Genomic DNA, 12,334 nt, shown 5'->3' with positions numbered 1-12,334 from the left:
ATTATGATAACACACTTGAATCTTTCATTGGCCTTGTAGCTTATGCTGCGCATGCCTAATGGAAGTAAAGTTAAATGCTCGTACTCCCTTGCTATCATACACAATAATCTCTTTATTCAAATACGGGTGTAGACCATTAAAATATCCGGGCATAATCAGTCTGCGCATAAAAAGGTTTTTACCCAGCAGACGGGGTGAATTGGTCGCTACAACAAGCATCTGCTGGGTTGCTGACCATGGGCTAGGCTGAATATATGACAAACAGTACTCGCCTGTCGTAAAATCGTCACCCCATGTATACCCGTCCTCGGTACATGCAATTTGAAGATGCGCTTGATACTTCTGAAGCAACTCATGTCTGGACAAGTCCGAAGTGATACAAATCACGTTGCTTTCAGCTAGCTCTTTCTCTGAAATATCATTAGAAGACACCACGGGATAATGAACACCAATGTACGGATTCCAGGTCGCTGTCCGCGGGCTAGCCAAGGCGTTTGCCGTTCGTTTCACTGCCTGCTCTTCCTCTGATGTAGTATAGCTGGATGGAAGAACGATGTGAAGTCGATCCATATAAACGTCAAGTACACCCATACCGTGACTAGCACCATTTCTTCCCACGCTTTGCAAACCCGCAATACTCTTAGCTGCATCCGCATTTTTGGTGGAGTCTTCACTGCTCTCTCCCTCCCGTTCAGCAATCAAACGGTATTCGGGTGAGGGGCGTTTGTGCGAGTGTGTTTTAACAAAGCGAAAGCGGCTGTATTCTCGTAAATCCAACATGAAAATGCGGGCTCCAATACGAACCTGAGCGAGTTCCAAGGACATGTCCTCTTCCGAGAGATGAATCACAAATTCTTCTGCGTGAACAGCCTCAATATCCAATTCACCAGTGGAGCTCATTTCGCCATACAACTCCGCATATTCCTCGTTTTCATCCATGCGCGTCAGTTCCAGCCAGTAAGCCCGATTATGTCTGCCCCGTTCCGTCCGATAGGCAATACGCTGAGGCACAACATCTCTTTTCCATTGCATAAGCCAACCCAGTATGCCGTCCAAAAGTCTTAACTCATGCGTATCCCAATGATTAGACTGTCGCTCTATCACACCTTTAAAATGGTTCGATGAAAGCTCTGTTACAGGAGCTGTGTATGCTTGGGCAAATAAATAATCCTGGTCACCACATACATCTAATATTGGCATATTGATCAAATTTTTCAGATGCTTGGGATGTGGCGCCCCTGAGATTACTGCAATAGCTGCAAACCGAGAAGGATAAGCCTGTGCCATCGCCCAGGCAGCATATGCGCCATTCGAGTAACCCGTCAGATAGATACGTTCTTCGTCCACTCGGTACGCTTGCAGTATGACATCTAGTCCCTCCAAAAAAGCTGCTTCTCCAATATAACTGCCCAGCGTAACGCCACGACACGAAAAAGTAACAAATATAGCTTCGTCTTCCCAGCCCTGCCCAAAACCTCTATCCTGAAAATCCGGCAGTCCCAGCTCATACCGCTTGCCAGGCATTAGAACGATCAGAGGATACCGTCGCTCAGCCGTGTAGTTGCTGGGAAGCTGGATTGTATACCGTTGTAAACTATTGTCCAAACGGGAGACAAAAAAACCTTCGCTAATGCCGTCAGCCGTCAAAAAAATATGTTCTTTCTGGAGCACCGATGGGTGCTGTGACTGTTCGGTATGTCCATGCATAAAAATTTGTTTTAATAGCTTGATATATTCACGCACCGCCCGTGAATCCCAGATTTCAAAAGGATCTTCCGGCAAATCCGTTAATCTTTTTAATTCCTCAAGCAGGCCCTCTATTTGTATTTTCTGCGCAGAATGAAGAACATCTTTGGCGCAGGCTTGAATGAGATGATCATACTCTTCCTGTAAGCACTCCACGACGACTGACAAAGGCCGCACAAGTACCGAATACACAAAATGATGTTCTACGGCCTCATGATCCCGATATGTAACGGTGAAGTGCAGCATTCCCGTCTTCCTGGCCTTCTCCTCATCCCAGGCGTAGCTTTGCTCCTGCTCCCAATGGGCTGTAAACCGATCCAGCTTCATACCCTCATCATTCGTTACCTCGACCCATAACGTTTGATCTGAGGGAAGAAGTATCCGATCCTTACGCAGCAAGTAAAATAGGATCGGGCTGTTTTCTCCTTCCCTGCCAGCACTTTGCTCAACTTCTAACCAAGCCATATGATTACGTATATTACGCTCTACGAATTCACGATGCAGTTCTATCACATCTGGTTCATCGCATACCTGATTTCCACTGATACGAATAGAACGAGCCTCATCAGGAATAAACGCAGCAATGATAACGACCGTGTGGTCACCTTCCTCCAGATATAAGCGAAAGGGACCAGATTCTGCATATACCAATGTTCCATCTATCCAAATTTGTCCAGTTCCTTCAAACGGTCTGAAAATCACTTCCTGTGCTGTCATACAACGTAGATTTGAAACCAGCAAAAGTCTTTCTTGTTCAGCCAAAGGCGGAAAAACACCTAGATTCAGTTCAGAGGTCCGGGGATCAAGCTCGGTCAATAATCGGCATGCTGCCCTTCCCCCTGCTGAAAGCTCAATTCCATCTTCACTACAAGCCTTTTCCAAATTCCATTCCTCATGCGTAAAATGACTAGACCATTCCCTGCCCACACCACAATTTTCCGGAAGCTCGACTGGACCGACTGCATAAGCAGACGCCAGACGTACCGGATGATCCAACAGCACAGTAGTTGCCTTTTCCAGATGTGTGAACCTCATAACATTCCCCCTCCAGGTTTTTGTTTCCTCAGAGACGTAGCCGCGTTATATTCGGTTTAACCTTCAAATGAACTATATAAAACTATTCGTTGTCACCTCTATGTACTCCTTTGTGCTTTCCAAAAAAGAAGCTATTCTCACAACAAAAAAAGAGGCAGCTTCTGCCACCTCTCTGGATCATTATGCTTATTTTCTTACAATGCTGATTGCAAGTCTTCGATCAAATCCTCCAGATCTTCAATCCCAACCGAAATCCGTACCAAGCCCTCGGTAATACCTAGCTCTGCGCGACGTTCTGCGGGAATGGAGGCATGCGTCATACGTGCCGGAACGCTAATCAGACTTTCAACCGCTCCCAGGCTCTCAGCCAGTGTAAAAAACTGCACTTTTTTCAGGAGGGCAACCGCGTTGGCATCGCTACCTACATCAAACGAAATGATGCCGCCAAAGCCTTCAGCTTGAGTTTTGGACAGCTCGTGCTGTGCATGGCTTTCCAACCCAGGGTAGTACACCTTACTAACCTTCGGATGCTTTTCCAAAAAGGCTGCAATTTCCTTTGCATTTTTCTCGATTGCTTCCATACGCAGACCCAAGGTTTTGATACCGCGGATCAATAACCAGGAATCCTGCGGGCCGAGAATACCGCCAATGGCGTTTTGTAGAAAATGAAGCTGCTCGCCCAACTCTTCACTGTTGACTACAGCCAAACCGGCTACAACATCGCTGTGTCCACCCAAATATTTGGTTGCCGAGTGAACGACGATATCAGCCCCGAGTGTAATTGGCGTCTGCCAGTAAGGGGTAGCAAATGTATTGTCCACAATCAATAAAAGCTCATGCTTTTTCACCAGCTCTGAAACCGCGCGGATATCAGTAACTTTCAACAGCGGGTTGGTTGGTGTTTCGACATACAATGCCTTCGTATTGGGACGGATTGCTTGGGAAATAGCCTCCAGATCAGTTGTATCCACAAATGTGGACTCAATCCCGATCCGACTAAGCACCTTGCTTACAATACGATAAGTGCCCCCGTATACATCATCGGTCAACAAAATATGATCCCCTGCTTTAAACAAGGAAAATACTGCATGAATCGCTGCCATACCGGAACCGAAAGCAAAACCACGTTTGCCTTCCTCCAGTTCCTTGATCAGCTCTTCCAGTGCAAACCGGGTCGGGTTGCCTGTACGCGAATATTCGTATCCCTTATGAACGCCGATTTCCTCTTGCTCATAAGTACTTACCTGATAAATAGGAACGTTAACCGCACCAGTATGAGGATCGGTAGGGAGTCCACCGTGAATCAGTTTTGTTTTGCGTCTCATTTTAAATCCCGCCTTCATATATTTTTTTGCTCAGATAACGTTCACTGCTATCTGGGAAAATGGTGACAATATGTGCACCATCCGGTGCGCTCTCTGCTTCCAGTAAAGCAGCGTGCAGGGCTGAACCGGAGGAACTGCCGACGAGAATACCCTCACGTTCCGCCAGTTCCTTGACGCGGTTGAATGCGTCCACATCGCTAATGGTATGAATGGCATTAAAAAAGCCTTTGTCCACAAACTCAGGGATTAATTCCATGCCGATCCCTTCTGTTTTATGAGGGCCTGACTCGCCACCATTCAGAATGGACCCTTCAGGCTCTACGATGACCGTTTTAATGGCTGCATTCTGCTCCTTAAGATAACGCGAGGTTCCCATAAATGTGCCCCCCGAGCCTGCTCCTGCCACAAATACGTCCACTTTACCGTCCAGATCGTTCCAAATTTCAGGTCCCATTGTCGTATAATAAGCCTCTGGATTATCAGGATTGCTAAATTGCTGTGGCAAGTATGCGTCTTTGATTTCAGCAGCCAATTGCTTTGTCTTTTCAATGGCTCCCTTCATCCCCTCACTTGTCGGGGTATGAACGATGCGTGCTCCCAATGCCTTCATCAGGTCCTGCTTCTCCTGGCTGAACTTCTCAGGCACAGCAAAAATAACCGAGATATCATAATGAAGCGCGGCCATCGCAAGACCAATACCTGCATTGCCTGCTGTTGCTTCTATTAAAGTCCCGCCCGGCTTCAACTGGCCTGTCTTTAACGCTTTTTCAATTAGAGCCTTTCCCACCCGGTCCTTCACGCTGCCGCCGGGATTCATAAACTCCAGCTTGGCGAACAGGCGAATTCCTCTGGGTAGAGAATAGCTATTCAGCTCCACTAATGGCGTGCGCCCGATGAGTTCAAGGGTATTGCGATATACATTCATAATTTCAAGCTCCTTTTAATGGCGAATCCAAAATAAACCAACGGTCAAAAATTAGCGCCCATTGTCGGAGAAATTCGCTGTCTTCTCCAAAAACATAGTAATGCGGTAAGTATTGATGCAATAAGATTTTATGTGTATTTGAAGCTTTTGTCAAATGGACCAGTCACAACACCCACACCCTTGATATCCTGCCTCGATATGATGGAGAATAATCTCTCAAAATTCCCTTTTCTAACATAGGAGGATGCTATCTATGGGTAAGCAATGCTTAAAGATAGCTGCCGTATATTTTGCCCTCGGTGCGCTGCTCAGTGCAATCATTGGCGTGTCGGGTGATTATAGCCTGTCCCCTATTCAGTCTCATATCCATTTACTGGGTTGGACGACTCTTGGGATCATAGGTCTAATCTATGTGGCCTTTCCTGCACTTTCAGTTACGATTTTGGCACGTATCCATTTTTGGATACATAACATCAGTCTGCCAATGTTGATATTGGCGATTATAGGTAAAAATTACGCGATTGCAGAGGCTGGAGTGTGGGTCGTCATAGGATGGGTGTTACTGGCGGCGGGTATTATGCTGTTTATGGTGAATATGTGGGACAGACTGCGTTAGAGCACATAGGTTCACTTCACTGGTCATAGAAAAAAGGAGCCTGGTCATTGCCAAGGCTCCTTGATGTCCTCATTATAAGTTGCAATATATAGCTGTGCTAGCTATGTGCCCTTACTGTTAATTTACTGCTCCATCCTGTACATGTTCTTTACAGAAGTTTTCAACTGCTTGCAGCTCATCCTCTTCAAGTTCAAGCTCGATGTAACGATCCGTTGCTTTTTCAAACAATTCATACTTCAGCAGTCCTGTCTTTCCTTCGTCTACTAAATAAAGAGCACGGATATATATTCCGTTTTCAGTGTATAGCTCGTCGTCTTCCTCTACCTCTATCTCAATGATAAATTCATAACGCTGTCCACTCAAAATACCAAAAGCATCTTTAATTTGATCTACTGTATATGCTGTAAAATTCAACATGTTTTTATTCCCTCCGGTTTTCCTTCAATTACGGTGCATTCTACGCCCGCAGGCAGTAGTTGTTCAACTTGTGTGCGTACTTCTGGACGATTCAAATCGTGACCCATGATCGAGATCCAGCCCTGATCATTACGCGAGCGGATTAAACGCCCTATGCCCTGTCGGAGCCTAAGTGCCATGTGAGGCATATCTATCTCATTGAACGGATCTGCTGCATCCTTGCGCAAAGCCGTAAAAACCGGATCGTTCGGAGGAAATGGCAGCGACCAGATGATAACATGTGACAGGGATGGTCCAGGGATGTCCAATCCTTCCCATAATGTAACAGCGCACAACACACTCTCCACATCATTCTGAAAAGCGGAGATCAGATGGCTGATTTCAGCCGAACCTTCATACAGAAAACGATAGGCAGATGCCTCTGGGTAAGCAGCGAGTCCCCTTTGGAAGGCAGTCAGTTCCTCCTGAGAAGGAAACAGGATAAGCGCTCTTCCCTGCGATTTCTTCAGTAGCGTCAGCGCTCTCTGGATTGGATTATGTCCCGCTTGCAACGGGTACAATGCCGCTTGCATCTGATCACTGTAGTCATAAGGTGAAGCGACGGAAAACGTTAACGGGTTTTCAATACCGAGACTCTGCGCCATATAGTCAAATGAACCCTCCACGGAAAGTGTAGCCGAAGAGAATACGATTGGAATATGCTGCGCAAATACTCGTTCTTTGAGAATCTCTTTTACCATCTTCGGCATAACCACAAGCGTTAATCCATCCTGGTCCTCCGTCACCCACGAGATGAGAAGTTCAGGACGCTTAAACAAAGCCAAAGCAGTTTGAATCATTTCCAAATGTTCTTCTACAATTTTGACTTGATACTCATCCAGAGAGAATAACCCGCTTTCAAACACAAGCTCTTCCTCGATCGTGCCGATCAGTTCACCAAAACGGTTCACCTCCCGAATCAACGATTCATTCAGGATAAACTCCTTGCGATTAGACCCCTGTACTGGCTGACTGTTCTTATTGAGCGCGGCGAACAATGCCTCGCTTTGGGAGATTGCATCCTCGATCGTCATAGCCAGAGATTCCCGCACTTCCCCCTCTAGCAGTCGGGTAATAATAGACTCAAATTGAGTGTGCTTAAGCTTGTAAGTAAGCGCATTTTGTGCTGCTGTCTCCAGCAAATGCCCTTCATCAAAAACAACAGAGCTGTGCTCTGGCAACAACGGCAGTTGACCCTCGCGCTTTCTCGCTTCGTAGGTCCATACATGCTCCATGTAAAAGTCGTGAGAGCAGATGACCAAATCTGCCGCTTTGCGGTAATGATCACGAGACAACGTCTGTCCGCAACGATGGCGCTGATGACAAACGAGACAGTCTTGAAATACATCCCATCCCAGTCTGCTCCACTGTCCATCTGTTAGCTCGGGATACTCTTTCCGATTCCCGTATGGAGTGAAGGACTGTAACGTATCTGGAAAATGAACAAAATCAGGCAGACCCTGATAAATATCGCGGAAAACATCTGCGTCCTCATCCAGTCCGCTTCGCCCCTCATCCAGCTTGTTCAGGCAAATATATTGATCCGGTGACTTCCCCAATCGAGCATCAATCGTCAAGCTTAAGTGCCGTGCCAGCTTGGCGATATCTCCTTCTGGCTTCACCAGTTGTTCAATCAATGATTCATCCGCACAGGCGATAATCGCCGGTTTTCTCATGTATCTGGCATATGCAATAGCGTACAGCAGGTATACCAGCGTTTTGCCAGTGCCTACACCTGCTTCTGCAAAAATGGTCTTTTTTCCCTTATAGGCACGTTCCAGCTGGAATGCCATATAAATTTGTTCATCCCGAACCTCAAAGCCGACTTCAGGCAAAACTTCGTAAAATACATCTGCAATCCAGTCACTTGCCTGCTCAATAAACGGCTTGGACGGATCAAAGGCAAAAGGGTAAGTAGTCAATCGGGCTGTGCCTCCAATTCGTTCATAATGTGCATCCTTTCATTATAACGCAAAACAAGCTAAAAAGAACATGTAAACTGTAAGAACAACTTACATTTTTTATTTTGTTACAATGGAATTTTTTCATGACATAACGAAATAGCAAGGAAACCAGCCAATGCTTTCAGGCACTGGCTGGCTTCTTTTTCACTTTTGCTGCATAAAATCTGGAATTTGTTCCAGCAATCGTTCTATTTATTATTCTCTTTATATTACAAAATATTCCCTTTTCTGCAACGACAATTCCCTTAATTCGTGATATTAGAAGCCACTGGTGGCAAGGGCGAGTCATGCTCATATCGTCGCAATTCTTTTTTATTTACAACCAAGGTGCTGGCACATAAATCGTGCACTCCTTGTTTTTTTGCCGTAAAAGCAACCACAATATAAATAATATGAACAAGAATAAAAGAAATGACTTTAATCCAGTACCGTCCGGACGCGTATAAGAATCCTAGGCGGTTTCCTTTGCTGTTAACTACAACTAGAGAAAACACAAGCTTCCCCGGTGTAGCCTGTACTTTCGATGATTCCCAAAAACCACAATATAGCCATGGTAGCACCAGCCAAAGAATCAGCGGCATCCAAATAAAAAATTCTAGTATGAAACCCGTCTTCTCTATATTCAGAAGAACTGGAATTATGGAAAATGTCCCCCCAACTAAAAGGACTATGGCAAAGAGAATGACCAGATCAATCACAAACGCTACCGTTCTCACCCAAAATCCTCCATAAATCTTTCTTACCCTATCACTTGTTACTGTCATAATGATGCATAACTCCTTTGTATTCGTTAAAATCCATTTTATTCCTTTATCCAAGAAGATATCATAGGCTCAACTCCCTAAATTGTCAATTTACAAAGAAACGCTCATAAACAAGTAAAAGGACCTATTTTCATGCATCAAGATGAAAATTTTCATTTGTAATTAAGAGCTTATATACCATGATCTTCATCTGTTTAGGCACGAAAAAATGCCGCTATGGCTCTTATCTACCTATATGTAGTACTTTGGCATCGAATTAAAATCAGCCTTTTCACGCATAAAAAAACAGCGTATGTGTAAATGGGTTTACACATACGCTGCCTCACTATTTATTATATCGATTTGACAAGCAACAACTCAGCTCGAATGAGCTTGTTCCTGACCATCTTACTCACTATATTTTTTGCCCTCTACACTAAACAAACCTTCCTCACCACGCAGCTTTGCCAATGCTTCGACAAAGAAGTAATCACCGTAGATAATGGGCACATTGATGTGTCTTTGCTCAGGATAATGTACGGTTCCGTTCATCAGCAATCCCTCATGTTCTTCGCCCCATGCCGTACATGTGTGATGCAAGCCTTGGAGGATGGATTCTGCAGCTTTTGTAAATTGCTCTGCACGTGCCGAATATTTTGCTAGTTCCAGCAAACCGCTAGCTGCAATGGCCGCAGCTGACGAATCCCATGCTTCGCGGTGTCCTTCTTCTGCTCTAAAGTCCCATACAGGCAGGCAAGCATCGCCCAACTGGGACAGGAAAAAGTCAGCCGTGTTCTCGGCCACCTTTAAATAACGCGGATCGCGTGTGTATCCATACGAAAGCGTAAAACCGTACAAAGCCCAAGACGTGCCACGTGCCCAGGCGGAACCGGGAGCAAATCCCTGTCCGCCATGCTCAGCGACCTTTTTTCCAATCTCCGGATCGAACTCAACCACATGCGCAATGGAGCCGTCCGAACGAACGAACTCACGTGCCACGGTATCTGCATGCTGGACAGCGAGAGCCGCAAAGCGTGGATCTCCACTTTCCTCCGAGGCCCAATAGAGCAAGGGTAAATTCATCATACTGTCTATAATCGCAACACCCCGTGTATCCATATCCTTCGAGTGGAAGTTCCACGCGCGAATAAAGCGGCCATTTACGTTAAAACGGGCAGCCAGCAAATTAGCAGCCAATAACCCCCGTCTTCTTGACTCTGAATCTCCAGTCAACCGATGGGCGGCCACACCGCTGAGCAGCCAAATAAAACCGAGATCATGGTCTACAGCTTCGCTATTATAGAGTATTTTTTCCAACCGGGCCTCACACCGTTGTGCAATTTTGGCAGACTCCCAATCAGGACGTGCCCGATGGGCCAGCCATAGCAGTCCCGGATAAAAGCCTGCTGTCCACCACGCTTCCTCACGATTATCATAACGTCCACCCTCTGCAACATGTGGAAAGGCGTCTCCCAGTCTTGCCGCCAAGGCAAGCGTTTTATCCAATGCCAGCTCCCACGATTGCTCCAGCCACGCTTCTGATTTTATCATTCTTTTTTCCCTCTCCCTTTCCACATGATTGAAGATAACTATGGCTCCCGAACTATCTATTCAGGTAACCGAATGATAAAGGAAATGCGACTGCCGCCACACTCTAGACGCGCTCCCTTAAGTAAACCATTTCGGCAGGCTACGGCAGTCAATTCATCCGGCCATACGACGTTTGTTCCTTCCGTCGTGGGGATAACTTCAAGGCTTGCGCCCGCATATTCTACGCGAATGCTTTCAGTTTCCTCCCCGGCTGCCATCACATGATGAATCACACTTCGTTCCCGACCGTCATACGCCATCAATGGAATAAGTGCCCCCACATTCTGAATATTGCCCTGAAGCTCATACGACACTTCAATTTTGCCGGGCACCTGACGATAATGCGTTCGGATTTCCCTCACCCCCGGGAATGGACCTTCCCACAGCAGAGTGAAATCTGTCTCTCCATCAGACGCTGAGCTGCGCTCCATCTGTACGTTTCCTCCGCCATCCTGCGGATCAATCCCTCCATCACGATCGAATTCCAATGTACCGGGGATTCCTTCTGACAAGCTGTGCCATTTTCCGTCTTCGGTTTGCCAGGCTGGTGTATAGCTCAGCGGGAAAATATCTCCCTCCGCGAAACCCGTAAAGCCGCGATCTGCGTGTCCTGCTGAGGATGGGCCGATCAGAGACGGCAGCGCAGAACGTTGAACACGTACGATGCCCGGAATATTGTACGGATCGTTGATTGAGGTCTGCACAAGCATTTGCTGCCCGTCTACAGCTGCAATGACGGTCTGAAACCAGCCGTCCGTTGCCAACACCCGACTGCCGATCTCCGCCGGGATAGAGGTCGGAGGAATACGATCAATCTCCTTCCCATGTAGGAGGGTATGGGCCAGCACCGCTGCCGTCCACAGACTGTAGCAGGTATGATTCGAGTACACCTCAAAGCCATGGCGTGCCTCAGACGAATAATGGTTGCGAACGATATGCAGCTTGCCATCATCGGTCTGCCATCGGCTAATGGATTGCCAGCATAGATCTGCTGCCCGTCGAAATGCACCTGCAAGCCCATGCTCGCCTGCTGTATACGCCTGCTGAGCATGTGTTGTAAAAACAAAAGCCGCAGCCGCTTCGTTCCATTGGTGCTGCGCGCTTCTTCCACGCGGAGGAATTTCCCCATGCGGGGATAAAGTCAGCAATGAGCTAAGTGCTCCTCTGCGAAGGTAGTCACGCACTTCGAGAGCACAGCCGCCATTATATCCGCTCTCCATCATGACGCCCAGATGAAACCGTGTAACAATATCGTAGGCGAATGGGCTATTGGGCCGATCCAACGGACCATCTTGGTACAGCCCCAAACCGGTAAAGCGAGGTAAATGGTAGTTGCGGATATACGTCTCCATCCACTCAGAATCGGCTGCAATCCCTTCAGTGGCACGCAAAAACTCGCCGGAAATCATGATCGCGTTCCAGTTGATCATCCGGTTTGGATTTTTCATTTTGCTCATCGTAAAAATGTAAGTCTGCTCAGGTTGAATCCTGCTCAACTGCTGCTTCCAAGCCGTGGCTTGCTCTGGCAGCAGATTTTTAAGGATACGATACGCCCCCATCATCATAATTGGAAAAAAGTCCGGGTGATGATCCGGCGCTTTTTCGTCCACTACACAGGCTATGCTATGCATCAAGGCCGCAGCAGCAGATTCGAGTAAATCATGCCGGCCTTCTTTGACCAGCACAGCCGCAGCCAACGCATAGGATGGGGTGGAGTAATACCGTTCACTTTCAGAATGAGGGTCAATGATAGCTCCGTTTTCATCTTGATACAAGGCATATGCACGAACCAGCTTTTCCAGCACAGCCAGCTTACGTTCGTGTGTCCATCCATCATTTTCTCGATTTGGTGCGCTTTCCACCTGTTGTATAAATCTCTCCAGTTCCGTCTGCCAAGGGTATACGCTGCCTGTTTGAAGCTTATTCATTCTGTA

At 46.8% G+C, this 12,334-nt stretch carries 9 protein-coding genes; 1 reads left to right on the top strand and 8 read right to left on the bottom strand.

Translation table 11 applies throughout. The features are described 5' to 3' along the window. Nucleotides 1–24: 24 nt before the first annotated feature. The 3 genes from ACUC6J_RS10760 to ACUC6J_RS10750 all read right to left on the bottom strand — a co-directional run bounded on the left by ACUC6J_RS10760 (nt 25) and on the right by ACUC6J_RS10750 (nt 5,031). Entirely contained in the window at nt 25–2,781 is a 2,757-nt protein-coding gene (locus tag ACUC6J_RS10760) for a PHB depolymerase family esterase (protein ID WP_447250161.1), read from the bottom strand. Nucleotides 2,782–2,975: 194 nt separating this feature from the next. Beyond that, nucleotides 2,976–4,106, bottom strand: coding sequence for a bifunctional cystathionine gamma-lyase/homocysteine desulfhydrase (locus ACUC6J_RS10755; protein ID WP_447250160.1), 1,131 nt, complete (start codon nt 4,104–4,106; stop codon nt 2,976–2,978). A 1-nt stretch (nt 4,107) separates the two neighbouring features. Next, a complete protein-coding gene (locus ACUC6J_RS10750) occupies nt 4,108–5,031 on the bottom strand; it encodes a PLP-dependent cysteine synthase family protein (protein ID WP_016821132.1) in 924 nt (307 codons plus the stop codon). A gap of 253 nt (nt 5,032–5,284) precedes the next feature. On the opposite strand from ACUC6J_RS10750, the gene ACUC6J_RS10745 reads away from it, so the two are divergent. After that, nucleotides 5,285–5,647 (top strand): hypothetical protein, encoded by a 363-nt coding sequence (locus ACUC6J_RS10745; protein ID WP_031463409.1) that lies wholly within the window; start codon nt 5,285–5,287, stop codon nt 5,645–5,647. A 117-nt stretch (nt 5,648–5,764) separates the two neighbouring features. On the opposite strand, the gene ACUC6J_RS10740 is transcribed toward ACUC6J_RS10745, so the two are convergent. The 5 genes from ACUC6J_RS10740 to ACUC6J_RS10720 all read right to left on the bottom strand — a co-directional run bounded on the left by ACUC6J_RS10740 (nt 5,765) and on the right by ACUC6J_RS10720 (nt 12,328). Beyond that, on the bottom strand, nt 5,765–6,064 hold the full coding sequence (locus tag ACUC6J_RS10740) for a DUF6509 family protein (RefSeq protein ID WP_019687094.1): 300 nt from the start codon (nt 6,062–6,064) through the stop codon (nt 5,765–5,767). Then, nucleotides 6,058–8,025: an ATP-dependent DNA helicase gene (locus tag ACUC6J_RS10735; RefSeq protein ID WP_031463408.1), complete on the bottom strand. Its 1,968-nt coding sequence runs from the start codon at nt 8,023–8,025 to the stop codon at nt 6,058–6,060. The genes ACUC6J_RS10740 and ACUC6J_RS10735 overlap by 7 nt, the downstream gene beginning before the upstream one ends. Before the next feature lie 287 nt (nt 8,026–8,312). Then, nucleotides 8,313–8,831, bottom strand: a complete 519-nt coding sequence (locus ACUC6J_RS10730; RefSeq protein WP_447250159.1) for an RDD family protein — start codon at nt 8,829–8,831, stop codon at nt 8,313–8,315. A 387-nt stretch (nt 8,832–9,218) separates the two neighbouring features. Beyond that, on the bottom strand, nt 9,219–10,361 hold the full coding sequence (locus tag ACUC6J_RS10725; protein WP_447250158.1) for a glycoside hydrolase family 88 protein: 1,143 nt from the start codon (nt 10,359–10,361) through the stop codon (nt 9,219–9,221). A 56-nt stretch (nt 10,362–10,417) separates the two neighbouring features. After that, nucleotides 10,418–12,328 carry a glycosyl hydrolase gene (locus ACUC6J_RS10720; protein WP_447250157.1) on the bottom strand — a complete coding sequence of 637 codons (1,911 nt, stop codon included), beginning with the start codon at nt 12,326–12,328 and terminating at the stop codon, nt 10,418–10,420. Between the last annotated feature and the right edge of the window lie 6 nt (nt 12,329–12,334).

This window comes from Paenibacillus sp. JJ1683, assembly GCF_053006485.1.
The sequence above is the reverse complement of the archived record's forward strand: the minus strand, read 5'-3'. Positions and strand labels throughout refer to the sequence as shown.

Excerpts from the sequence above, each read along its gene's own strand:
- ACUC6J_RS10760 (WP_447250161.1), bottom strand. The coding sequence starts at position 2,781 with ATGAGGTTCACACATCTGGAAAAGGCAACTACTGTGCTGTTGGATCAT.
- ACUC6J_RS10755 (WP_447250160.1), bottom strand. The coding sequence starts at position 4,106 with ATGAGACGCAAAACAAAACTGATTCACGGTGGACTCCCTACCGATCCT.
- ACUC6J_RS10750 (WP_016821132.1), bottom strand. The coding sequence starts at position 5,031 with ATGAATGTATATCGCAATACCCTTGAACTCATCGGGCGCACGCCATTA.
- ACUC6J_RS10745 (WP_031463409.1), top strand. The coding sequence starts at position 5,285 with ATGGGTAAGCAATGCTTAAAGATAGCTGCCGTATATTTTGCCCTCGGT.
- ACUC6J_RS10740 (WP_019687094.1), bottom strand. The coding sequence starts at position 6,064 with ATGTTGAATTTTACAGCATATACAGTAGATCAAATTAAAGATGCTTTT.
- ACUC6J_RS10730 (WP_447250159.1), bottom strand. The coding sequence starts at position 8,831 with ATGACAGTAACAAGTGATAGGGTAAGAAAGATTTATGGAGGATTTTGG.
- ACUC6J_RS10725 (WP_447250158.1), bottom strand. The coding sequence starts at position 10,361 with ATGATAAAATCAGAAGCGTGGCTGGAGCAATCGTGGGAGCTGGCATTG.
- ACUC6J_RS10720 (WP_447250157.1), bottom strand. The coding sequence starts at position 12,328 with ATGAATAAGCTTCAAACAGGCAGCGTATACCCTTGGCAGACGGAACTG.